Annotated in this window: 18 protein-coding genes; 11 read left to right on the plus strand and 7 right to left on the minus strand. The window is 66.3% G+C overall.

Features of this window, described 5'->3' with window-relative positions; genetic code table 11:
• Nucleotides 1–20: 20 nt before the first annotated feature.
• The 3 genes from C0V74_RS06635 to C0V74_RS06645 form a co-directional block, all read right to left on the minus strand.
• The gene (locus C0V74_RS06635; protein ID WP_143251114.1) at nucleotides 21–3,479 is read right to left on the minus strand and encodes a TonB-dependent receptor; all 3,459 of its coding nucleotides are present in this window, start codon (nucleotides 3,477–3,479) and stop codon (nucleotides 21–23) included.
• Between the two features lie 254 nt (nucleotides 3,480–3,733).
• Nucleotides 3,734–4,663 carry a 2-oxoglutarate and iron-dependent oxygenase domain-containing protein gene (locus tag C0V74_RS06640; protein ID WP_131622630.1) on the minus strand — a complete coding sequence of 310 codons (930 nt, stop codon included), beginning with the start codon at nucleotides 4,661–4,663 and terminating at the stop codon, nucleotides 3,734–3,736.
• 14 nt (nucleotides 4,664–4,677) lie between these two features.
• The gene (locus C0V74_RS06645; RefSeq protein WP_143251115.1) at nucleotides 4,678–5,991 is read right to left on the minus strand and encodes a nucleoside transporter C-terminal domain-containing protein; all 1,314 of its coding nucleotides are present in this window, start codon (nucleotides 5,989–5,991) and stop codon (nucleotides 4,678–4,680) included.
• Between the two features lie 210 nt (nucleotides 5,992–6,201).
• On the opposite strand from C0V74_RS06645, the gene C0V74_RS06650 reads away from it, so the two are divergent.
• The 3 genes from C0V74_RS06650 (at nucleotide 6,202) to C0V74_RS06660 (ending at nucleotide 8,637) form a co-directional block, all read left to right on the plus strand.
• Nucleotides 6,202–6,654: a PRC-barrel domain containing protein gene (locus C0V74_RS06650; RefSeq protein ID WP_143251116.1), complete on the plus strand. Its 453-nt coding sequence runs from the start codon at nucleotides 6,202–6,204 to the stop codon at nucleotides 6,652–6,654.
• Nucleotides 6,655–6,774: 120 nt separating this feature from the next.
• A complete protein-coding gene (locus C0V74_RS06655; RefSeq protein WP_143251117.1) occupies nucleotides 6,775–7,443 on the plus strand; it encodes a queuosine precursor transporter in 669 nt (222 codons plus the stop codon).
• A 9-nt stretch (nucleotides 7,444–7,452) separates the two neighbouring features.
• Nucleotides 7,453–8,637: a molybdopterin molybdotransferase MoeA gene (locus C0V74_RS06660; RefSeq protein ID WP_246844778.1), complete on the plus strand. Its 1,185-nt coding sequence runs from the start codon at nucleotides 7,453–7,455 to the stop codon at nucleotides 8,635–8,637.
• Here the strand turns inward: C0V74_RS06660 and C0V74_RS06665 are convergent.
• Nucleotides 8,634–10,286 carry a thiamine pyrophosphate-binding protein gene (locus tag C0V74_RS06665; RefSeq protein WP_143251118.1) on the minus strand — a complete coding sequence of 551 codons (1,653 nt, stop codon included), beginning with the start codon at nucleotides 10,284–10,286 and terminating at the stop codon, nucleotides 8,634–8,636. The genes C0V74_RS06660 and C0V74_RS06665 overlap by 4 nt on opposite strands.
• Before the next feature lie 156 nt (nucleotides 10,287–10,442).
• Here C0V74_RS06665 and C0V74_RS06670 point away from each other — a divergent pair, with 156 nt between their 5' ends.
• The gene (locus C0V74_RS06670; RefSeq protein WP_143251119.1) at nucleotides 10,443–13,346 is read left to right on the plus strand and encodes an insulinase family protein; all 2,904 of its coding nucleotides are present in this window, start codon (nucleotides 10,443–10,445) and stop codon (nucleotides 13,344–13,346) included.
• 25 nt (nucleotides 13,347–13,371) lie between these two features.
• Here C0V74_RS06670 and C0V74_RS06675 read toward each other — a convergent pair whose 3' ends face one another.
• Nucleotides 13,372–14,703 (minus strand): MFS transporter, encoded by a 1,332-nt coding sequence (locus tag C0V74_RS06675; RefSeq protein WP_131622644.1) that lies wholly within the window; start codon nucleotides 14,701–14,703, stop codon nucleotides 13,372–13,374.
• 152 nt (nucleotides 14,704–14,855) lie between these two features.
• Here C0V74_RS06675 and cyoA point away from each other — a divergent pair, with 152 nt between their 5' ends.
• Genes cyoA through C0V74_RS06710 form a run of 7 tightly spaced genes read left to right on the plus strand, consistent with a single transcriptional unit; the run spans nucleotide 14,856 to nucleotide 21,642 of the window.
• Nucleotides 14,856–16,037 carry a ubiquinol oxidase subunit II gene (gene cyoA, locus C0V74_RS06680; RefSeq protein ID WP_143251120.1) on the plus strand — a complete coding sequence of 394 codons (1,182 nt, stop codon included), beginning with the start codon at nucleotides 14,856–14,858 and terminating at the stop codon, nucleotides 16,035–16,037.
• A gap of 20 nt (nucleotides 16,038–16,057) precedes the next feature.
• Nucleotides 16,058–18,058 carry a cytochrome o ubiquinol oxidase subunit I gene (cyoB, locus tag C0V74_RS06685; RefSeq protein WP_143251121.1) on the plus strand — a complete coding sequence of 667 codons (2,001 nt, stop codon included), beginning with the start codon at nucleotides 16,058–16,060 and terminating at the stop codon, nucleotides 18,056–18,058.
• A gap of 3 nt (nucleotides 18,059–18,061) precedes the next feature.
• On the plus strand, nucleotides 18,062–18,694 hold the full coding sequence (gene cyoC / locus C0V74_RS06690) for a cytochrome o ubiquinol oxidase subunit III (RefSeq protein WP_143251122.1): 633 nt from the start codon (nucleotides 18,062–18,064) through the stop codon (nucleotides 18,692–18,694).
• Nucleotides 18,691–19,077 carry a cytochrome o ubiquinol oxidase subunit IV gene (cyoD, locus tag C0V74_RS06695; protein ID WP_143251123.1) on the plus strand — a complete coding sequence of 129 codons (387 nt, stop codon included), beginning with the start codon at nucleotides 18,691–18,693 and terminating at the stop codon, nucleotides 19,075–19,077. Before cyoC ends, cyoD begins: the two co-directional genes overlap by 4 nt.
• Complete coding sequence (locus C0V74_RS06700) at nucleotides 19,074–19,790, plus strand: SURF1 family protein (RefSeq protein WP_143251124.1); 717 nt, start codon at nucleotides 19,074–19,076, stop codon at nucleotides 19,788–19,790. Before cyoD ends, C0V74_RS06700 begins: the two co-directional genes overlap by 4 nt.
• Nucleotides 19,790–21,106: an ATP-binding protein gene (locus C0V74_RS06705; RefSeq protein WP_210413388.1), complete on the plus strand. Its 1,317-nt coding sequence runs from the start codon at nucleotides 19,790–19,792 to the stop codon at nucleotides 21,104–21,106. The genes C0V74_RS06700 and C0V74_RS06705 overlap by 1 nt, the downstream gene beginning before the upstream one ends.
• Nucleotides 21,107–21,111: 5 nt before the next feature.
• Nucleotides 21,112–21,642 (plus strand): response regulator transcription factor, encoded by a 531-nt coding sequence (locus tag C0V74_RS06710; protein ID WP_143251125.1) that lies wholly within the window; start codon nucleotides 21,112–21,114, stop codon nucleotides 21,640–21,642.
• A 30-nt stretch (nucleotides 21,643–21,672) separates the two neighbouring features.
• On the opposite strand, the gene C0V74_RS06715 is transcribed toward C0V74_RS06710, so the two are convergent.
• Nucleotides 21,673–22,800: an aminotransferase class V-fold PLP-dependent enzyme gene (locus C0V74_RS06715; RefSeq protein WP_143251126.1), complete on the minus strand. Its 1,128-nt coding sequence runs from the start codon at nucleotides 22,798–22,800 to the stop codon at nucleotides 21,673–21,675.
• Between the two features lie 28 nt (nucleotides 22,801–22,828).
• Nucleotides 22,829–23,980, minus strand: coding sequence for an alpha-hydroxy acid oxidase (locus C0V74_RS06720; RefSeq protein WP_143251127.1), 1,152 nt, complete (start codon nucleotides 23,978–23,980; stop codon nucleotides 22,829–22,831).
• Between the last annotated feature and the right edge of the window lie 28 nt (nucleotides 23,981–24,008).

Genomic DNA, 24,008 nt, shown 5'->3' on the forward strand with positions numbered 1-24,008 from the left:
TCAAGTCGAAGCCGACCGGATCAGAAGTCGTAGCTGATGCCGACCTTCAGGCGCCACACCGACGACGACACGTTGATGCCGTTGTCGTCATCGAACGGCACCACTCCGGTGGTCGCGTTCGCCGTGATGGTGTTCGCATTGGCGAAGATATAGCGCCCCTGCGAATCCACACCGGTGACCTGCGCGATGTCCTGACGGCCTGCGAAGTCCCGGCGCCGCTGGATGTTCCAGTCATTGTCGAGGAAGTTCAGGAAGTTGTCCATCGTGGCGTAGAGCTTGATGCTGTCCTCGCGTCCGAAGAAGCGGCCCGGTCCGGGGATCTCCTGCGAGAACGACAGGTCGAGGTCGTAGTACCAGTCGTTGGAGCAGGTGTTCCGCTCGATCGACTGGCCGAGGTAATCCCGCGCGCACTTCAGACCGCTTGCGAAATCAGCCACCCGCTGCGCCACGCCCGCCGTCGAAAGCGGCGACACGTTCGGGTCGCTCGCGCCGGTCGGGATGTACAGCAGCGCGTTGTCCGCACCCGATGCCGAATCGTTGAACACGCCGCTGCCCGTGAAGGTCAGGCTGTACGGACGGCCCGAACGCGCCACGAAGGTCAGGCCCAGTCGGGTCGACAGGTCGCTGAAGAACTGCTCCTCGAAGCTCGTCGACAACGAGATGTTGTGCTTGCTCGAGAAGAAGCCGCGCGATGCGGCCGGGTTCTGGCGATCGAACGCTGCGGACAGGTCGTAGTTCGACGTTGCGGTCGAGTTGTACATGTTCCGCCGGTCCTGCGCGGCCGAGAAGGCATAACCCAGGCTGAAGAACGTGGAGCCGCCGTCGGTGAACACACCGCCGTCGAAGTTCTTCGAGAGGATCGCCGAGGCATTGTGGCTGTTGAACGCGCCTGCGTTGGTCAGCATCAGCTCGTCCTCACGCGCCGTAGTGACGCAAGCGGCGGTGACGCCGGTGAAGATCGGCGTCGGCGTGATGTCGGTCAGCTTCGCATTGCAACCGGCCCGCAGCGGATCGATCGTCACGTAGATCGGACGACCGTCGATCGTGAACCCGTTCAAGCCTGCACCCAGGTTCGGGGTCTGGCTGAGATCGACGATCGTGTACGGATCGCGCGTGCGGCTGAAGATGTAATCGAGGTTGAGATTCCATCCGCTGAAGAAGCCGCTGGGCGCGAAGTTCAGCTCCGAAGCGAAGCCGACGTTGGCGCGCAGCACGCTGGGCGTCTTGATGTCGGGATCGATCGACTGGGTGAAACCCTGGCCGGCGGATGCCGTTGCGATCGCAGCGTTGCGGAAGCAGGTCGGCACCCCGGTGAACGTGCCGTTGGTGACGACATCGATCTGCCCGGTGGGGCAACCGGCAGCCTGGGTGCTGGCCAGAGCGAAGGCGCTGCCATCGTTCTGGAACGCGTTGCCGAACCACACGAGCGGGTCGCCGCCCGAGAAGATGCCCACGCCGGCACGGAACTGGCTGCGCGAGAACACGGCGAAGTCATCCGCGTCGTAGGTGAACGCGACGCGCGGCATGATGATCGGGTCGAGATCGCTGAACCCGGCGTTGTTGTTGATGCCGTAACGCGACACGAACACCGGGTTCCGTTCCGGGCGGCCACCGTCGTACCATTCCAGCCGCACGCCGGCCGTCACCGCAAGGGCGTCGGTCGCCTGCCACTCGTCCTGGAGGAAGGCCGAATAGATCGTCCGCTTGAACTCGGCACCTGCGTCGGTGACGTTGCCGGTGGCCGAAACGTTGCCGAACGCGCCTTCGGTGTTCCCGTTGACGATGTTGATCGGCGTGGTGCTGGTCGAGTTGTTGCCCAGACCCGGCGACAGCAAACCGGCGCGCAGGTCGTTGATGTTGCGGAAAACCAGCGTTCCGGTCGCGTTCGCCACGAACAGGTTGAACAGGTCCGCCCGGTTCGCTTCCATGCCGAGCTTGATCTGGTGCGCGCCGGCATCGAGGCGGAGGACGCCGCGGTACTGTTCGATCGTCGTCTGCAGGTCGTTCGCGGAGCGGTTGCTGCCCGGGCCGGCAAGCACCGCACCGTCAGGCGTGGTCCCGGTGTTGTCGATGCCGACGATGATGCGCGGGATCGGGTTGTCCGACTGCGCTTCGCCGCCGCCGATCGGATCCTGCAGATCCTGCACTTCCGAACGCGAGTAACGGAACTCGCTGGAGAGGACGTCGCTCCACTGCGAGAACAGGCGCGCCGAATAGTAGTTCGACTTGGTGCCGCTCAGGTAGAACGTGTTCTGGCCCACGACTTGCGGCGAGGACTGGCCGGTGAACAGATCGTCGGCGCGGGTCGTCGATTCCTCGAGGCGCTGATAGGTCGCTTCAAGGCGGTGATCGTCGTTGATCTGAAGATCGCCGCGGAGGAACCAGCGCTCGTTGCTGAAGGGACGGTTGTAGACCAGCGGGCCGGTGTCGATGCCGTAGACATCGCGGATGACCTGCGAGATTTCGTCGAACTGCGCCTTGGTGACGCCCGCCAGTTCGTTGGCGAAGCCAGCACCCGCCGGGCCGTCATCCTGCGACTGGCCGGCGGTCTGCTTCTCGTAAGCACCGAACACGAACAGGCGGTCGCGGATCACCGGCCCGCCAAGATAGACGCCATAGCGCTTCTCAGGCTCGATCGGCGCGACCGGCAGACCATCGGCGATCACGTCGCCGCGCAGGTCGCTGTTCGAGTATTCGAAGAAACCGCCGAACTGGTAGTCGTTGGTACCCGACTTGGTGACCACGTTGATCGCGCAGCCAGTGAAGTTGCCGTAATCGACATCGAACGGCGCGAACTGCACCTGCGTCTCGCGGATCGCGTCGTACGGCACGGGGGTCGACGAACGCGACGAGAAGCCCGTGTCGTTCAAGCCGTAAACGTCGCCCTGGCTGATGCCGTCGACGGTGAAGGCGTTGCCGCGGTCGTTGCCGCCGAGGCAGGAAATGCGATCGACGCCCGAACCGCCATCGTCACGGTCGAGGCTGACGCGCGGGTCGATGCGGATGATGTCGCGCACGTCGCGGTTGAAGCTGGGAGCGTTCTCCAGCACTTCGGCGGTGAAGCTGGTGCCCGGGCCGACGGCGAGCTGGGTGACCCGCACCCGGCTGCCGCTGACGACGATCTCGCCGCCGCCGCTCGACAGGGCGAAGGTCAGCGCGGTGTTGCCCTGCAGGCTGGTCTGGATGTCGCTGACCGACTGGCCTTCGAACCCGCCGACGTTGGCCGAAACCGTGTACGGTCCGCCCGTGACCAGGCCGGAGGCGACAAAGCGGCCGTCGGCGCCCGTGGTGATCGTGCGGGTGGCGCCGGTGCGGGTGTCGGTGATCGTGACCGTGGCGCCGGCCAGCGGGTTGCCGTCCGCGTCAGTGACGGTGCCCTCGATGCCCGAGGTGATCTGCTGAGCGAATGCCGGGGCGGGCAAGACGGCTGCGGCGGACAGGCTGACGACGCTGGCGGCCAGCAGGTACTTGAGCTTCATGGAATACGATCCCTTGCATTCGCTGAGAAGAGGAGAAGGAGGCGCGCGCCCCCTAGGAGGTTCCGCCGACCGCCAAAAGGTGTCTTCTGTTACCAGTTCGTGACAGTGTGGCGGAAGTTATCCACGACACCCCGATCGCCCGCACAAACCCTTGCCAGAACGCGACTTTTTACGTGTTGCTGCGATGCAACAAGCGATCAAAAAGTGCCTTGCGCGCGGGAACCTGTCCCTGGGCCGGGTTTTCGCGCGGCGAATCAGGCGAGGTTGATCTCGCGCAGCCGCTGCTGGAGGAACTCGTGGCTCGAGATCGGCGCCGGGTGATCGTCGGGCCGCGCCGGATCGATGCAACTGTCCAGCGTCTCGATCGTGAAATCGGGGCGGAAGTGAAGAAAGAACGGCATCGAGTAGCGCGACCGGTACGCCGCCTCTCCGCGAGGGTTCACCACCCGATGCTGGGTCGAGCGCAGCCGGTGGTTGGTCAGCCGGTCGAGCATGTCGCCGATGTTCACCACCAGCGCGCCCGGCGGGGTGTCGACCGCTTGCCACTCGCCCTTGGCGTTGAGCAGTTCGAGCCCGGCCTCCTCCGCACCCAGCAGCAATGTGATCGTATTGATGTCGCCGTGGGCGGCCGCGCGAATCGCGCCTTCGGCGTGCGGGCCATCCAGCGGCGGGTAGTGCAGCAGCCGCATCACCGAATTGCCGTCCTCCACCGTCGGCTTGAAGTAGCCGCGGTCGAGGCCGAGGTGCAGCGCGATCGCTTCCAGCACCCGCTCACCCGCCTGTTCGAACGCGGCGTAAAGCTGCGTGAAGGTCTCGCGGAAACCCTCGACCTCGTTCGGCCAGACGTTGGGCGCCATGTACTGCGCGAGTGGATGGTCCTGCGGCAATTCGCGGCCGACGTGCCAGAATTCCTTAAGGTCGTGAACTTCGGCATCCTTGGCCCGCTCGACCCCGAACGGGGTATAGCCGCGCGCGCCGCCGCCGCCTTCGACCTTGTAGCCCTTCTTCACGTCCTCCGGCAGCGCGAAGAACGCTTTCGAGAGTTCCTCCGCCCGGGCGATCAGGTCGGCGGGGATGCCGTGATCGCGGATCACCGCGAACCCGTATTCGCGGAAAGAACGGCCCAGTTCGTCCGCCACCTCATTGAGCGGGCGGGCGATGGAAACAGAAGCAATCTCGGACATGGGGAAGGCGTCTCTTAGTAGGGGAGGAACAGGCCGGCGAGCGCGGCGCTCATCAGGTTGGACAGCGACCCGGCGGCCAGCGCCTTGAGCCCCAGCCGGGCGATCACGGGCCGCTGGTTGGGCGCGAGGCCGCCAGTCACCGCCATCTGGATCGCGATCGAGGAGAAGTTGGCGAACCCGCACAGCGCGAACGTCACGATCGCGCGGCTGCGATCGGACAGCACGCCGGCGTCCATCTGGCCCAGGTCGATGAAGGCGACGAATTCGTTGAGCACGATCTTGGTGCCGAACAGTCCGCCGGCGACCGGCGCCTGGTCCCACGGCACGCCGATCAGGAACATGACCGGGGCGAACAGCGCGCCCAGCCCCGCCTGGAAGCTCCAGTTGTCGAACCCGAACAGCGATCCGACCCAGCCGAGCACCCCGTTGGCAAGCGCCACCAGCGCCACGAACGCCAGCACCATCGCGCCGACCGCGACCGCCAGCTTGACGCCGGTCTGCGCGCCTTGCGCGGCGGCCTCGATCACGTTGGCGGGCTTCTGCCCCTCCTCAAAGGTTTCGGCGAGCTCGACCTCGTGCGGCTTGCCGCCCTCGACCAGCGCGGCGGGCCCTTCGGCGCTGATCCGCGCGTCGGGCAGCTCGATCCGGCCTTCGGCTTCGGGCGCCGGGTCGGCGGGATCGGGCATCATGATCTTGGCCATCAGGATGCCGCCCGGGGCCGACATGAACGCGGCGGCGAGCAGGAACGGCAGGTAATCCTCCCCCAGCAGGCCGGCGTAGGCCGCCAGGATGGTGCCCGCCACGCCCGCCATGCCGACGGTCATCAGCGTGAACAGCGCAGCCGGCGTCAGCGCCGCGAGATAGGGCCGCACCACCAGCGGGCTTTCGCTCTGGCCGACAAAGATGTTCGCCGCCGCGCCGAGCGATTCCACCCGGCTGATCCCGGTCACCCAGCCAAGCGCCCCGCCCACCCAGCGCACCACCTGCTGCATGATCCGCAAGTGATAGAGGATGGACACCAGCGCGGCGAAGAATACGATCACCGGCAACGCGCCGAGCGCGAAGGTGTTGGCCAGCGGATTGTCGCGCCCGAACAGGAACGCGGTGCCCTCGTTGGCATAACTCAGCAGCGCGGCGACGCCGTTCGCCATGCCCTGGATGCCGGCGACGCCCCACGGCGTGCGCAGGACGATGAGAGCGATCGCCGCCTGCAACAGGAACGCCGCGCCCACGATCCGCAGGCGGATCTGCCGCTTGGCGTTGGACAGGACAAAGGCGATCGCCAGGATTGCGACAATCCCGATCAGGCTGGTGAGGACAGGAGGCATCGAAATTCGCGTTAGCGGCAAGCGGTTGACTAGGAAACCGGATTCGGGCGCGTCTCCACGCTTGGCTGATCGTCACTTCGCATTGAAGCTCGGACGTGTGTGGGGCCCCGGAGCGCGGACCAGAGTGAAACGGTGGCTCGAGGCTGGCTTTGTCGGAACGCGAGTTGGCGCGGACGGTTGATTGACACCCACATTTCACAGGAGACCCCCATGCGTCTGCTCACCGCCGCCAGCTTGCCTCTTTTCGTTTGCGCGCTCGCCGCGTGCGGGTCCGACGCTGATCGCCAGGCAGACGCCACGGAGGACCGGATTGAGCAGCAGGCAGAGGCCAGCGCTGCCGCGTCGGGCGATGCGGCGGCCGCCCTCGGTCTGACCGAAAGGCAGCTTCTCGATGCAGACCTCGTCACCGCGGACGGCACGGAGCTGGGCGATGTCGAGCAAGTGCGGCGGGGAGCAGGCGGAGCCGTCGAAGGGCTGCTGGTTGAAATCGAGGACAGCAATCCGGACCGATATGTCGTGGTGCCTTTGACGGGCCTTACGACCCGCGTAGCTGGCGCTGACAAGGACCTTCAGACAAAGATGACGGCTGCCCAGATCGGTGCTTTGCCTGATGCGCAACTGGGTGCGGAAACGTCGACGACGGCAACGGGGCCCGCAAACTAACCCCAACGCGGCCACGCTCGTGTCGGGGTCGGCCGCCGCCCGCCCGCTTCCGGGCTCCAGCGGCCGTAAACCCACAAGCCCGCTTTTCTTTTCGCCGGCCCGGTGCCAATCGTCCCCCGCATGACCGAACCCGCCACCACCGCGCCCGCCATTCCTCGCCCGCTGTTCGTCTATGCGCTGCTCTACGGCGGGATGACGGTGCTTGCCGGGGTGCTCGGCAACAAGCAGGTCGCGCTGGGGCCGCTCGCGGTCGAGGCGGGTATCTTTGCGTTCCTGATGCTGGTGGTGCTGTCGAGCACGGTGGCGCAGCTTTATGGCCGCAAGACCGCCGACCGGATGGTGTTCTGGGGCTTCCTGCCGCTGGCGCTGTCGGTCGCGCTGATCTTCCTGGTGCTCCAGTTGCCCGCCTCCGCCGACATGCCGCCGGACCGCCAGGCGGCGTTTTCGCTGATGATGGGCAGCACGCCCCGGATCATGGCCGCCGGACCGGTGGCGTACGGGGTGTCGCTGTTCCTCAACGTGTGGCTGTTCTCGGCCCTGCGCGGAAAAGGGTCGGACGGCGACGGTGCGGGCAGTGGCCTCGGCATGATGGTGCGCGGCGGGATCGCCTCGGCCCTGAGCCAGGTGGTTGATACGCTGATCTTCATCACCCTGGCGTTTTATGGCGAATTTCCCATCGGCGACCTGCTCGTGGGTCAGATGCTGGCCAAGGTGGTGCTGTCGATCGTGCTCGTGCCCCCGCTGATCGCGCTGTGCGTCACGCTGGCGCGGCGGCTCGACCGCGCCTGATTGCCTGAAGTGACCGCGCCGATCCCGTTCGACGCGGCGCTGGCGCTGATCGGGCAGGCCACGCCGCTGGGGTCGGAGACCGTGCAGCTGGCCGGCGCCGCTGGCCGCACCCTTGCCGCAGACGTCATCGCGACCGCGCCCGCGCCCCGCACCGCCGTCTCCACCATGGACGGCTACGCGGTGGTCGATGCCGCGACCGCACCCGGTGAGTGGCTCCAGCTAGTCGGCGAATCGCGCCCCGGAGCGGGTTGGCTGGGGGCGATCGGTTCGGGCCAGGCGGCGCGGATTTTCACTGGCGCGGCAGTGCCGGAAGGCGCGACGCGGGTGATCATCCAGGAGCATGCGGAGCGCGACGGGGACCGCGTGCGCTTCACCCCCGGCTATGGTCCCGCAACTTATATTCGCATCGCCGGCAGCGATTTTGCCGCCGGAGACGTGCTGGTGCCGGCGGGCACCCGCCTCACCCCGCGCGGATTGGTGGCGGCGGCCGCGGCGGACTGCGGCGAGGTCACGGTGGCCCGCCGGCCCAAGTTGGCGATCCTTGCCACCGGCGATGAACTCGCCCGTCCGGGACAGGCGAGCGAGGGGCCCGAAGCGATCCCCGACACGATCAGCTTTGCCGTTGCCGCGCTGGCGCAGCAGGCGGGCGCGGATCTGGCCGCGATGGACCTGTGCGCTGACGAGCCGCGCCGACTGGAGAAGCTCGCCGGCGAATTGCTGGACATCGCCGACGTTGTGGTGGTCACCGGCGGCGCCTCCGTAGGCGAGCGGGACTTCGCCAAGGTGAGCTTTGCCGCGCATGGGCTGGAAGTCGCGTTTGAAAAAGCGGCGATCAAGCCCGGCAAGCCGGTGTGGTTTGGTCGCGCGGGGGATGCGCTCGTGCTTGGGCTGCCGGGCAACCCGACTTCGGCGATGGTCACGGCGGCGCTGTTCCTGCGCCCGCTGCTGGCGCGGCTGCAGGGCGCGGACGACGCGCACCGCTGGCGCACCCTGCCGCTGGCAGCACCCTTGCCCGCGACCGACGAGCGCGAGACGTTCGCCCGCGCCCGGTGGGACGATGCGGGGCTAACTCCGCTTGGCAATCAAGACAGCGGCGCACAGAGTCCGCTGGCAGAGGCCGACTGGCTGATCCGCTGCCCCGCCGGGCAAGCAGCCCTGCCCGCCGGCACGCTCGTCAGCGCACTGGCGTTTTAGCCGGCCAGCTTCATCGTCGGCGACAGTTCGGCGGTCGGCAGCACAATCTCGATCAGCGCCGCCTCGCCACTGGCGCGCGCAGCTTCGAAGGCGGGGGCGAAATCGTCGGTCCGCTCCACCCGCCAGCCGCCGATGCCATAGCTCTGCGCCAGCGCCGCGAAATCGGGATTGACCAATTCGGTCCCGACGACGTGGCCGGGATAGCGCCGTTCCTGGTGCATCCGGATCGTGCCGTACGCGCCGTTGTTCACCACCACCACGATCACCGGCACCCGGTGGCGTACGATCGTCGCCAGTTCCGTGCTCGCCATCATGAAGCACCCGTCCCCGGCGAAGCACACCACCGGGCGGTCGCGGTGGCGGATGCCGGCGGCGATCGCGGCGGGCAGGCCATAGCCCATCGCCCCGCTGGTCGGCGCGAGCTGGGTGCCGCTGCGCTTGTAGCGAAAGAACCGGTGCAGCCAGATGGCATAGTTGCCCGCGCCGTTGGTCAGGATCGCGTCGTCCGGCAACGTGTCCGACAGCCAGCCGACGATCTTAGCCATGTCGACCGGGCCATGCACCGCAGGCGGCTGCTGCCACGCCTCGTAGTCTGCGCGGGCGGAGGTGCGCCACTCGTCCCACCGCGGCTTCAGTTCCAGCGCCGCTGCGGCCTTCGCAAAGGCGTTGACGTCGGCGGTGATCGCCAGGGTGGGCTGGTACACCCGCCCAAGCTCGCTTGCTTCGGGCAGGACATGGACCAGCTTCGGGCCCGGCAATGGCACGTCGAGATTGGTGTAGCTGTCGGTGACGATCTCACCCAGGCGAGTGCCGACCGCCAAGATCAGGTCCGCCTCGCGCCAGCGGGCCTTCAGCCGGGGATTGATGCCGAGCGCTGACTCGCCAACGTAATGGGGGTGCCGGTTGTCGAACAGATCCTGCCGCCGGAACCCGCAGGTCACCGGGATGCCGCTCGCCTCGACGAAGCGGGTGAGGTCCGCCAGCCCTTGTGCGCTCCACTGCGATCCACCCAGCACCAGCAGCGGACGCTCGGCGGTCGCCAGCAACTCCTGCAACTCGCTCAGGGCGGGGGCAGCCGGGATAGCGGCCGGCTCGGTGCCCTGCCCCGGCGCCTCGACCGCCTCGCTCAGCATGTCTTCGGGCAGCGCGATCACCACCGGCCCCGGCCGACCGCCAAGCGCGGTGGCGTAAGCCCGGCTGATGAACTCGGGAATACGCGCGGCATCGTCGATCTGGCAGGCCCACTTGGCGAGGGCGCCAAAGGTCGCGGGGTAATCGACCTCCTGGAACGCCCCCCGCCCCATCTGGTCGCGCGGCACCTGACCCACGAACAGCAACATCGGGGTGCTGTCGTGCTGCGCGGTATGGACCCCGATCGCGGCATGGCACGCCCCCGGCCCCCGGGTGACGAAGCACACCCCCGGCCGCTTGGTCAGCTTGGCCCAAGCCTCCGCCATGTTGGCCGCCCCCGCTTCATGCCGGCAGACCACGAGCGTGATCCGGTCGCCCGCCTCGTGGATCGCATCCAGCGCCGCGAGGTAGCTTTCACCCGGCACGCAGAACACCGTGTCGACCCCCCGCGCCAGCAATTCGCGGATCAGGATCTGGCCGCCGGTCATGCGGGTGCCGGCGGGATGCGATTGAGCCATGGGATGCCTTGCGAAAATCGAGGTTGAACCTCTTGTGCGCCTATCAAGCGGACCCGTTCTATTCAAACGGCAGATGCGAGCCGACCAAAGGGGTGGCCGGGGGACGCGTCATCTGTCATCTGTGGCGCACTATTGGGGACGCAGAGGATCACACACATGACCGACATCAACTCGACCGCGCACCGCGCGCGCCGCCTGCCGCTCGCCGTGCGCGCATCGCTTCTGGCGATTGCCGCCGCCGGCCTTGCGGTACCGGCATCGGCACAGGACGCGGATCGCGCGCCGCAGACCGCCGCTCAGTCGCAGACGACCGGCATTCCCGCCTGGGGCCTTACCAGCGCCGAGCTGCCGGCCGATCCCACCGTACGCTGGGGCATCCTGCCCAACGGCATGCGCTATGCGATCCGGCACAACGAAACCCCCAAGGGCGCAGCGGTGATCCGCTTCGCCTTCAACGTCGGGATGCGGGAAGCGGAGGCCGCCCAGTTCGGTGCGCCGCACTTCCTGGAACACATGGCGTTCAACGGATCGACCAACATTCCCGAAGGCGAGTTGGTCAAGCGGCTCGAGCGGCTCGGCCTTGCGTTCGGCGCCGACACCAACGCCGAAACCGATCTGGAACACACGACCTACAAGCTCGACCTGCCGAACACCAACGCGGAGACGGTCGACGGGGCGCTGACGTTCATGCGCGAGCTCGCTTCGGAACTGACCATCGATCAGGCAGCCGTCGATCGTGAGCGCGGGATTATCCTGTCCGAGTACCGGGTGCGCAACGTGCCGCAGATCCGCCGCCTGCTCGACTCGCTCGGCAAGCAGATCCCCAACTCGCGCTTTGGGGCGGGCATGACCGGAACTCCGGACACGATCGGCAACATCTCGGCCGCCGATCTGCGGGCGTTCTACGAGGGTTACTATCGCCCCGACCGCGCCACGCTGGTGATGGTCGGTGACTTCGATGTCGATGCAATGGAACAGGAAATCCGCTCGCGCTTCGCGGGCTGGAAGGCAAAGGGTCCGGCCAAGGAACTCTATACCCCCGCCATCGCCCCCGTCGCCAAGCCGGTCGTTGCGACCTTCACCGACCCGTCGATCCCCGAGATCATCGAATTCAGCCGGGTAGCTGGCTATCAGGTGCCGGCAAATTCGGTCGAGGAACAGCGCCGCGCGACGCTGGAAGCGATCGCCAGCGTGGCCCTCTCAAACCGCCTCGCGACCTTGAGCCGCAGCGCGGACAGTCCGATCATCGGCGGCCAGGCCATGGTGCAGGATGTCGCCCGTACCGCCCGGACCGCAACCGCGATCGTCGTCGCCAAGGAGGGCCAGTGGCAGCCCGCGCTTGCCATTGGCGAGCAGGAGCTGCGGCGCGCGATCCAGTTCGGCTTCACCGAGGCCGAGATCGCCGAATCCAGGGCCAACATCCGCACCGCTCTGGAGAACGCGGTCGCGCAGGAAGCCGGCCGGCGGAGCGGCGCGATCGCCGATCAGATCGCCACCGCATCGCTGTCCAACAGCGTGTACCTGTCACCGGCACAGACCCTGGCGCTGTACAATGCGCTTGAGCCGACGCTGACCGCGGAGGAAGCAGGCAAGGCGTTCCGCGCGGCCTGGAACGGCGGCCCGACGCTGGTGCACGTCGCCACCAAGCAGGAGGTCGGCGGAGGCATCGCCGCAGTTGAAAGCGCGCTCGCCACCAGCACCCAGGTCGCTGTCACCGCTCCGGTCGAACAGGCGACGAAGGCATTTGCCTATGACGACTTCGGTCCTGCCGGCAAAGTAGTCTCGGATACCTCGATCGCCGACCTCGGCATCCGTTCGGTCCGCTTCGCCAACGGCGTGCAGCTCAACCTCAAGAAGACCGCGTTCGAACCTGGCAAGATCGCCTGGTACGCCAAGGTTGGACCCGGCGCGCAGGTGTTTCCGGCGGACAAGCCGGGCCTGACCGTCGCCAGCCAGGTGCTCACCTCGCTCAATGGCCTGGGCAAGCACGACGTCGACGAACTGCGCCGGATCACCGCAGGTCGCCAGGTCGGCGTGGGTCTGGCCGTGGATACCGATGGCATCGTCGCTTCGGGCGCGACCACCTCGGCCGATCTCGACCTGCAGATGAAGCTGCTGGCCGCCCAGTTGACCGATCCCGCGTACGACCCGGCCACCCAGGCGCAGTGGGCCGGCATTGCGCCGGTCGTTGCCAAGAACATCGCGTCCAATCCGTCGCAGCTGGCGAGCATCGCCGTGCCCTTCAAGTTGACGGGCGGGGACGCCCGGTTCGGGTTCGGCAACCCCGAAGACCTGACCGCTCGCAGCCTGGACGAAGTCAAGGCCGCGCTGGCGCCGCAACTGGCAAGCGGCGGAGTGGAGATTGGCCTGGTGGGCGACTTCGACGAGGCCGCCGCGATCGCCGCTGTGGCGCAGACGCTGGGAGCGGTTCCCCGGCGCGGCGATCCGGCCGCCAACCCCGCTGGCGTGAAGGCGGTCACCTTCACCGCCGATCGCACCCCGCAGACCATCTATCATGGCGGTTCGGCGGACCAGGGCGCGATCGCGCTCGCATGGCCGACGACCGACGGCAAGAACCTCAAGGATTCGCTGACTCGCGACCTGCTGGCCGGGGTCATGGGCCTGCGGCTGATCGACGTGGTCCGCGAGGAACTGGGCGCGACCTACACGCCGAACGCCCAGTCCGTTGATTCGCTGACCTACAAGGGCTTTGGCTATCTCACCGCTTCGGCCCCGGCAGACCCGGCTTCGATGGACGAAGTCGCCGCCGCCGTGCGCAAGATCGCGGCCGATCTGCGCACCAATCCTCCCACTGCCGACGAGATGCTGCGGGCGCGCAAGCCCACTCTCGAGCGCTGGCAGCGGCAGGAACGGGAGAACAACAGCTGGGTGGCGCTGGTGTCCGAGGCGCAGACCCGGTCGGACCTACTCGACCGGCGGCGTAACCGTGCGCGCGTGCTCGAAGGGATCACGGCGGCGGAGATCAAGGCTGCCGCGCAGCGCTATCTCGACCCCGCCAAGTCGGTCGAATTGAGGGTTCTGCCCAAGCCTGCTGGCTGAGTGTATAGGCGAACCGGGGCGCTGCTCAGGCGGTCCGGTTCGCCCATTCCCGATTAATATACAACGCGCCCAGCGTGCAGATCACGCCGGACAGCAGGTACAACCCGACCGACCACAAGCCGAACCGGCTGGCGAGGAACAGCGCGACGAACGGCGCGAAACCCGCACCGATGAACCACGCCGAGTTAGAGACGATCGCCGCTCCGGTATAACGGTGGACCGCCGGGAAGCTCGCGTTCACCGCACCCGCCGACTGGCCGAAGGCGAGCCCCAGCAGCACGAACCCACCGAACATGTAGGCAGCTTCCCCCACCGGGCCGGCGCCGAGCAGCTGCGGCGCGAAGCCGCTGTATGCACCGATCAGCGCCGCCGACACGCCCAGCACCGCCCGCCGGCCCACCCGGTCCGCGATCACGCCTGACGCCAGGATCGAGACGACACAGATCATCGCCCCCACCGCTTCAATGATGAGGAACCGGACCACATCCTCGCCTGTGCTGAGGGTGACCCACGACAGCGGGAACACCGTCACCAGATGGAACAGCGCAAAGCTTGCCAGCGGAGCGAATGCGCCCAGCGTGATCGTGCGCCACTCGCTCCGCAGCGTCTGGAACGGCGGGGACGGTTGCAGATCGCGGGTCTCGAACAGGCGCTTGAATTCGGGCGTGGCGACCAGTCGCAACCGCGCGAACAGCGCGACCACGTTGATCGCGAGCGCAACGAAGAACGGGTAGCGCCAGCCCCAGGTGAGAAAATCCTGCGGAGTCAGCAGCGCCGTGAAATAGGCGAACAATCCGCTCGCCACCACCAGTCCGAGCGGCGCCCCGAGCTGCGGGATCATCGAATACCATCCGCGGCGGTCCTCCGGCGCGTTGAGCTGCAGCAGCGACGGCAGGCCATCCCAGGCGCCGCCGAGCGCGATGCCCTGGCACAAGCGGAAGAACGCCAGCAGCCACACCGAAAGCGCGCCGACCCGCTCGTATCCCGGCAGCAAGGCGATCACCATGGTCGACCCGCCGAGCAGGAACAGCGCGATGGTCAATTTCACGCCGCGGCCGTGCCGCTGGTCGATCGCGGTGAAGATCAGGGTTCCGATCGGGCGGCCGACGAATGCGAGCGCGAAGATCAGAAACGAATAGAGGGTGCCGGTCAGCGGATCGACGTACGGGAACACCAGCGAGGGAAATACGAGCACCGAGGCGATCGCGTAGACGAAGAAGTCGAAGAACTCGCTCGTGCGGCCGACGATCACGCCGATCGCGATATCGCCCGGTCGGATGTCGCCATGGCGGGCATTCACAAGCTGGGCATCGCGTTCGAGCGGCGCCGAGTTGGATGCCGGGGCGGGAGCGGTCATCGCTTGGGTTTCTCCTTCGCTTGCATCTCTTGTTGCGCCGCGAACGCGTGGGCGCAAGACTGCGGGTTGCGTATTGACCCGGCAGGCCGGTTTTTGGGATTGGACAAAATGTCCAATGTCAGACGGAATGTCTCTCCGGCTAGTGGAGGACCATGCTGCAGCACATCCCAGTCCGGATCCGCCGCCTGAAAGCGGCCCTGCTGATTCCGCTTGTCGCGATTCTTGCCGCGTGCGATCGCGCGGTGCTCAACCCCGCCGGGGACGTGGCGCGCCAGCAGCGCGATATCATCTATATCTCGACCGGCCTCATGCTGCTGATCATCGTGCCGGTGATGCTTCTGATCGTCGTGTTTGCCTGGCGATATCGCAAGGGCGCCGGCGGCACGTACGATCCCGATTTCGATCACTCCACCTCGCTCGAGCTGGTCATCTGGTCGGTCCCTTTGCTGATCATCATCATCCTGGGCGCGCTGACCTGGTCGAGCACGCACCTGCTCGATCCGTTCCGCCCGCTCGATATGAAAGCGAACGCACAGGAAGCGCGCGCTCCGGTATCCGATCCGCTGCGCGTGCAGGTGGTCTCTCTCGACTGGAAGTGGCTGTTCATCTACCCCGAACAGGGGATCGCCACAGTCAACGAACTGGCCCTGCCGGTCGACCGGCAAGTGCGGTTCGACCTCACCTCCACCAATATGATGAACACGTTCTATGCGCCCACGATGGCGGGCATGATCTACGTGATGCCGGGGATGCAGAGCACGCTGCACGCGGTGATCAACCGGCCAGGCAGCTACGAAGGGCTTTCGGCCAATTACAGCGGCCACGGGTTTGCCAACATGCGCTTCCAGCTGAAGGGGATGGACCAAGCCGCCTTCGACAACTGGGTCGCGCAGGCCAAAGCATCGGGCCGAACGCTTGATCTGGCATCCTATTCCCAGCTCGCGAAGCCCAGCGAAAAGGTGCCGCCGATGTTCTTCGGGTCGGTGGACCAGGACCTCTACCGCCGCGTCCTCGAGCGCTGCGTGGAGCCCGGCACGCCGTGCATGACGGACCTGATGGAATACGACCGGAAGCAGGGCGGCGGCCATCCGCACGAGACACGCCCCGGCGCAGGCATGCCGCAGCGGGGCAATTCGATGCCGATGCACGGTCCCAAGGCGGAGGGCGCGCTGCTCAGGGAGCCAAGTGAGAAGGGCTCCGGCGCCAACGTAACCAAGCCGGCAAATCCTGCCGATGCCGGTGGCGCGACCCGTCCGAACGACCCGCGCAACCGCGACATGTCCGCTCTCGATCCGCGATCGGCGCCGTTCGCCCGCGCTGATGCCAACGCCTGATTTTCCTGGAGCCAAGCCCAGTGTTCGATGCCTCGCTCGCCAAGATCATCTTCGGCCGCCTCACCTGGGAAAGTTTCCCGGTTCACGAGCCGATCCTGCTCGGCACCTTTGCCGTGGTGGTGGTGCTGGGCGTGGGCATCCTGGCCGCCGTCACCAGGTTCAAGCTGTGGGGCTGGCTCTGGCGCGAATGGCTGACCACCGTCGATCACAAGAAGATCGGCATCATGTACATCATCCTGGGCGTCGTCATGCTGCTGCGCGGCTTTGCCGACGCGCTGATGATGCGGGCGCAGCAGGCGATCGCGTTCGGCGGCAACGAGGGCTACCTCCCCGCTCACCACTTTGACCAGGTATTTACCGCCCACGGGACGATCATGATCTTCTTCGTGGCGATCCCTCTGATTTCCGGGATCATCAACTATGTCATGCCGCTGCAGATCGGCGCGCGCGACGTGGCGTTTCCGTTCCTTAACAGCCTCTCGTTCTGGCTGACGGTCGCGGGCGCGCTGCTGGTGATGGTGTCCCTGTTCATCGGGGAGTTTTCGACCGCGGGGTGGCTCAACTACGTGCCGGTCGCCAATCTGCAGAACAGTCCCGGGGTGGGGCCGGACTATTACCTGTGGGCGCTGCAGATAGCTGGCGTCGGCACGACCTTGTCCGCGATCAACATGGTCACGACCATCATCAAGATGCGCGCGCCCGGCATGAGCATGATGAAGCTGCCGGTGTTCTGCTGGACCGCGCTGTGCAGCCAGGTGCTGGCGATCGCGATCTTCCCGGTGCTGACCGGCGCGTTCGCGATGCTGATGCTCGACCGCTATCTCGGCACCAACTTCTTTACGAACGATCTCGGCGGCAATCCGATGATGTACTGGAACCTGGTGTGGGTGTGGGGCCACCCCGAGGTGTACGTCCTCATCCTGCCGGTGTTCGGAATCTATTCGGAGATCACCTCGACCTTCACCGGCAAGCGCCTGTTCGGCTATTCGTCGATGGTTTACGCGACGGTCGTCATCACGATCCTGAGCTACCTGGTGTGGCTGCACCACTTCTTCACGATGGGCTCCGGCGCCAGCGTCAACAGCTTCTTCGGCATCGCGACGATGGTGATCGCGATCCCCACGGGCGCCAAGATCTTCAACTGGCTGTTCACGATGTACCGCGGATCCATCCGGTTCGAGCTGCCGATGATGTGGGTCATCGCGTTCATGCTGACCTTCGTGGTGGGCGGGATGACCGGGGTGCTGCTGGCCGTGCCCCCGGCAGATTTCGTGCTGCACAACTCGCTGTTCCTGGTGGCACACTTCCACAACGTCATCATCGGCGGCGTGGTGTTCGGACTGTTTGCCGGGATCGAGTACTGGTGGCCCAAGGCCTTCGGCTTCAAGCTCGATCCGTTCTGGGGCAAGATCCACTTCTGGGGGTGGGTGGTCGGCTACTGGGTAGCGTGGACCCCGATCTACATCGTCGGCCTGATGGGCACGACGCGCCGCACGCGTTATCTGGAGGATCCCACGCTCCAACCGTGGTTCGTCATCGCCGCCATTGGCGCGGTGATCATCGCCATCGGCATCGCGGCGTTCGTCATCCAGATCGCGGTCAGCATCAAGAACCGCGAGAAGCTGCGCGACAACAGCGGCGATCCGTGGGACGGCCGCACGCTGGAATGGTCGACCACCTCGCCGCCGCCGGCGTACAACTTCGCCTTCACGCCCGTCGTCCATGACCTCGACGCCTGGTACGACATGAAGCGGCGCGGCTGCCAGCAGCCGGAGGGCGGTTACCTGCCGATCCACATGCCAAGGAACACAGGGATGGGCGTGATCCTGTCCGGCCTCGCGACGGTGCTTGGTTTTGCGATGGTGTGGTACATCTGGTGGCTCGCGGCACTGGCGTTCGCCGCGCTGACAATCATCTCCATCGCGCACACTTTCAACACCGACCGCGACTATTACATTCCGGCGGACGAGGTGGAGCGGTCCGAACGCGGGCAGCGCCCGCTGCTGGCTGCGGGAGCCTGAACGATGGCGAGTATCCCCCACGATCCAGCGACCGACGCGCCCCGGTTCTACGTCACCGAAGAAGATCATCACGTCCACGCCGGTAGCCCGACCATACTGGGCTTCTGGATCTACCTGATGAGTGACGCGCTCCTCTTCGCGGCCCTGTTCGCGACGTATGGCGTAATCGGCACCAGCTATGCCGGCGGTCCTGTCCCGCGCGAGATTTTCGAACTGCCGCTGGTGGCGCTCAACACCGCGATCCTGCTGGTGAGTTCGATCACTTATGGCTTTGCGATGCTGGCGCTCGACAGCGGCAGAGCCCGCAGCGTGCAGCTGTGGCTGGTGGTGACCGGCCTGCTGGGCATCGCGTTCGTCGGCGTCGAGATGTACGAGTTCTCCAAGCTGATCGCCGAAGGCGCCACGCCGCAGCGCAGCGGTTTCCTGTCGGCATTCTTCACGCTCGTCGGCGCACACGGGCTCCACGTGACGATCGGCATCATCTGGATCGGCGTCATGCTGGTGCAACTCGCCCAGCGCGGCGTCACGATTGAAAACCGGCGCCGGCTGCTGTGCCTCAGCATGTTCTGGCACTTCCTCGACGTCGTGTGGATCGGCGTCTTCACGTTTGTCTATCTGCTGGGAATGGTGCGATGAACACGGTCGATCACGCTTCGCACGGGCATGGCTCCGCTCATGACGAAAGCTACGGCCACGGTAGCAGGAAGAGCTATCTGATCGGCTTCGCGCTATCGGCGGTTCTCACGGCGATCCCGTTCTGGCTGGTGATGACCGGCGTGCTGACCCCGGGCGCGACAGCAGTGGCGGTCATCGTCATGGCGGTGGTGCAGATACTGGTGCACACGGTGTGCTTCCTGCACGTCAACACCCAGGCAGAGGGCGGGTGGACGCTAATCGCCTATGTCTTCACCGCAGTGCTGCTGTTCATCGTCATCGCCGGGTCGGTGTGGATCATGTACCACCTCAACACCAACATGATGCCCGGCATGACCACTGGCGAGGCGAGCTACACACCGTGACTGCCAACCGGGGGAAGCGCCGCTTCCTCCTGGCGCTGTGCTCGTTCCTTGCGCTGCTGTTCGGCGGGCTGGGTATCTGGCAGATCGAACGCCTGGCCTGGAAACTCGCTTTGATCGAGCGGGTCGAGGCGCGTGTGTCCGCTCCGCCCGGTCCTGCTCCCGCTCCGGAGGCATGGCGATCGATAACGCAGGAGCGTGACGAGTACCGACATGTGGCTGTGCGCGGGACGTTCGATTACGCAAGCGAAACACTGGTCGATGCTCTGACGGAGCGGGGCCCGGGTTACTGGGTGCTCACCCCGCTGCGCACCGCCACCGGCACGATCCTGGTCAATCGCGGCTTCGTTCCTCGTGAGGCTGACTCTCCCGCGAACCGGGCTGCATCCCGGCAAACCGGTGAGGTCACGGTCACCGGCTTGCTCCGCATGGCCGAGCCGGACGGACGTTTTCTGCGACCCAATGACCCTCGGCAGGACCGCTGGTTCTCGCGCGACGTGGGAGCGATCGCCAAGGCGCGCAGGCTGGGACCCGTGGCGCCGTTCTTTATCGACGCTGATTCCGGCTCGACTCCCGGGCGGCTGCCGGTCGGCGGGATGACCGTGGTCCGCTTCCGCAACGCGCATCTGGTCTATGCGCTCACCTGGTTCGCTCTGGCCGCCCTGTCGCTTGTGGGGCTGGCGCTGGTGCTGCGTTCGCGCGATGACGGGCGTTGATGGACACCCCGCTCCTTGCGTTGACCCTCCGCCGCAGCGGCCACGCCGGAGGTCGCTCGCCCGAAGCCGCTGCGGCGGAAAACATGCGTCAGCTGATCCAGCTGCGATGGATCGCAGTGGCGGGGCAGGTCATCGCCATCCTGGTGGCGCACTTCGGGTTGGGCGTCCGCCTGCCGTTGCTGCCCATGCTGGCGGTGGCGGGCGCGCTTGGCGGCGCCAATCTGCTGTTCACGCTCAGCCTCGGTCGCTGGCCGGTGGTGCCGGGAGAGTTCCTGTTCGCGCTGGCGCTAGACATGGCGGCGCTGACCGCGCAGCTCTATTTCAGCGGCGGCGCGACCAATCCGTTCATCGCGCTGTACTTGCTCCAAGTCGTGCTCGGCGCGATCCTGCTGCCGCTGGCGATGGTCGCGCCCCTGGCCGGCGCTTGCTGCCTGGCGTTTGCCTTCCTGAGCGTGCGCCATCTCCCACTGAAATTGCCGGCGAATGTCGGCGGCATCGGCGACTTGCGGCTGCTTGGGGAGTGGATCGCGTTCGTCATGGTGGCGGTGCTGCTGGTGCTGTTCATCACCCGCATCAGCCGCAATCTGCGCGCGCGGGAGACCTTCGTAGCGGAACTCGGCCAGCGTGCCGCGGAAGAAGACGGGATCGTCCGCATGGGTCTGTTCGCCAGCGGAGCGGCGCACGAACTCGGCACGCCGCTGTCGTCGCTATCGGTTCTGGTCGCCGACTGGCAACGCGATCCCCGCCTGGCTGCTGACCCGGCGCTGCGGGAAGAATTGGCAGAAGCGCAGGCGGAGATCGGGCGGTGCAAGGAGATCGTCAGCAACATCCTGCATTCCGCCGGAAAGGCGCGCGGCGAGGCGATGGGCGCTGCCGAGGTAAGCGCCTTGCTTGAGGAAATCGCCGCCGAGTGGAGCGCGGCGCATCCGTCGATTCCGTTCCAATATCATCTGGCGGAGCTGCAGGACGTGCGGGTCGCGGCCGAGCCGGCGCTGCGGCAGGCGATCTGGAACTTGCTGGAAAATGCCGGCGAAGCCTCCCCCGGCAGCGTCATGCTCGAAGGGAGCCGGCTGGACGACTGGCTGGTGATCGCCGTCAGTGACGCCGGACCCGGATTCAGCGGGCCGCAACTCGCCGGCATCGGCAAGCTCTACCAGTCGAGCAAGGGACCCGGACACGGCCTTGGCCTGTTCCTCACCGTCAACGTCGTCCGCCGGCTCGGCGGGCGGCTGGAGGCTGAGAACCGGGCGGGCGGAGGGGCCGTGGTCCGCCTGTTGCTGCCGATGCTCCCCGCCGCTTCGCAGAAGGAGCTTTGATCGCGATGAAACCCGGATCCCTGATCATCGTGGAGGACGATGCGACCTTCGCCCGGACGCTCAGCCGCTCCTTCGAACGGCGTGGCTACACCGTGTCATGCGCGCACAGCAGCAGCGAACTGGAAGTGTTGCTGCAGACCGAACGCCCGGCCTACGCGGTCGTCGATCTCAAGCTGGGGACCGAATCCGGCCTGCTTTGCGTGCGCACCTTGCGGGCGCATGACGCCGAGATGCGGATCGTCGTGCTGACCGGTTATGCCAGTATCGCGACCGCCGTCGAGGCGATCAAGCTGGGCGCGTCCAATTACCTGCCCAAACCTGCGAATACGGACGAGATCGAAGCGGCGTTCGGCCGTACCGCCGGCGACATCGACGCGCCGATCACCCGCCAAGCCACGTCCATCAAGACTTGGGAGTGGGAGCGGATCAACGAGACTCTCGCCGAAACCGGGTTCAACATTTCCGAGACCGCCCGGCGCCTGGGGATGCACCGCCGCACCCTGGCCCGGAAGCTGGAGAAGCGGCAGGTCCGCTAGAACAGGCATTCGCCTGTTGGCGCCACCTTCCTAGCCCAGCTGCGCCAGCGCCGCCGCCAAGCGGTCACGCGTGCCGGCGACGTCCGTCAGCTTATCAAGGCCGAACAGGCCGATGCGGAACGTCCGGAAATCCGGTCCCTCATCGACCATCAGCGGCACGCCCGCCGCCACCTGGAAGCCCGCATGAACAAACTTTCTCCCGTTCTGGATGTCGGGATCACGCGTGTAAGACACGATCACGCCCGGCGCTTCGAAGCCAGCCGCAGCAACCGAGGGGAAGCCGCGCGCGGCCAACATCCGGCGGACATCCGTGCCGAGTTCCCACTGGGCCGCCTGAAGACGATCCAGGCCGACACGTCTGGCTTCGGCCATCGCGTCGCGCAGGGTCCGCAACGCATCGGTCGGCATCGTCGCATGATAGGCGAAGCCGCCGGCAAGGTAGGCCTCGGTGATCTCCAGCCACCGGCCAAGGTCCACCGCGAAGCTCGTCGACTGATTGGCGCGGCATCGTTCGATGGCGGTTTCGCGCAGCATCACCAGTCCGGCACTCGGCGGGGCGGACCAGCCTTTCTGCGGGGCGGAAATCAGCACATCGACGCCCAGCGCCTCCATGTCGACCCAGATGCAGCCCGATGCCACGCAGTCGAGCACCAGCAAACCGCCATGGCGATGAACCGCATCCGCGAGTGCGCGGATGTAGTCATCTGGCAGCAGGATGCCGGACGCCGTCTCCACATGCGGTGCGAACACCACGTCAGGCTTGGCCGCCGCGATCCGGGCCACCGCATCCTCGATCGGGCACGGCCCAAACGGCGCCTGGCCGTCGTCCCCCACTCGCACGGCCCGCAGCACGGTCTCATCACGCGGGATCGAACCTTTGGCGAAGATTTGCGACCAGCGGTAGGAGAACAGGCCGTTGCGAATGACCAGCACGCTGGCATCCGTGGCGAACTGCCGGGCGACCGCTTCCATCGCGTACGATCCGCCGCCCGGCACGATGACCGCGCGATCGGCGTGGTAAACACCGCACAGAGTCTCGTGAATGTCGTGCATCACCGTCTGGAACGCGGTGCTCATGTGGTTGAGCGATCGGTCGGTGAACACCACCGAGTATTCGAGCAGACCGTCGGGATCGATATCCGTGCGTAGAGCCGGCATGAAAATGCTCTCCTGAGGTTGTTTGGGGCTAGCGCCGCCAGCGAAGGTTGGAGGGATCGAGATCGGCCAGTGCGCGCGCGCCCATCAGCTTCATGTCGCGTTCGATCTCGTCGCGCAGCTTGCCCATCGCTCGTTCGACACCCGCCTGTCCCGCCGCGGCAAGGGCATAGAGGTAGAGCCTTCCCCCAGAGCAGGCGCGGGCGCCGACCGACAGCGCCTTCAGCACGTGGCTGCCCCGGCGAATGCCCCCGTCGCAGATCACCTCTATCCGGTCGCCTACGGCATCGACGATCTCGGCCAGTTGATCGAACGGAGCGCGGCTGCCGTCCAGTTGCCGGCCGCCGTGGTTCGATACCATGATGGCGCTTGCGCCGATATCCGCCGCCCGCCGGGCATCGGCGGCCGACATGATCCCCTTCAGGCAGAACTGCCCGCCCCATTGATCGCGGATACGCTCCGCCGCCTTCCAGTCCATTGACTGGTCGAGCATCGTCGAGAAGTAGTCGCCGATCGAGGTCGCCACCTTGGTTCCTTGCGAGACGTGCGTTTCGAGGTTTGGCAACGAGAACGGCTCGCGCAACAGGTAATCCATTGTCCAGCGAGGGTGAGCGGCAAAGCTGAGTGCAGATCCGGGCGTCAACCGCGGCGGCGAGGTGAAGCCGGTCCTCAGACACCGTTCACGGTTGCCGCCGACGATCGTGTCCACCGTCAACGCGACCGCATCGAAGCCCGCCGCCTGGCACCGCTCGATCATGGAGCGGTTGAGCCCTTCGTCCTTGTGCACGTAGAGCTGGAACAGCTTGGGTGCCTTCACGGTGGCGCCGACCTCTTCGATGCTGACCGTCGCCAGGCTTGAGATGCCGAACCAGGTGCCAAACTTTTCGGCTGCGGCACCGACTGCCCGCTCCCCCTGCCAGTGAAACAAGCGCTGGAGAGCGGTCGGCGAGAAGAACAACGGGAGCGCTATCTCCTTGCCCATCAGCGTGGTGCGCATGTCGACATGTTCGACCCCGGCGAGGACGCTGGGGACCAGATCGCAATCATCGAACGCTTGAGTGTTGCGGGCCTTGGTCACCTCGTCATCGGCGGCCCCGTCGATGTAGTGAAACACCGGCCCCGGCAGGCGCCGCTTCGCCAGTCGCCGAAAGTCCTCCGTGTTATGGCAATCGGCCAACCGCATCGTGCATCCCGCTTCGCAAGCTCGCGCG

Source organism: Altererythrobacter sp. TH136, from assembly GCF_007065885.1.
Taxonomy (GTDB): domain Bacteria; phylum Pseudomonadota; class Alphaproteobacteria; order Sphingomonadales; family Sphingomonadaceae; genus Tsuneonella.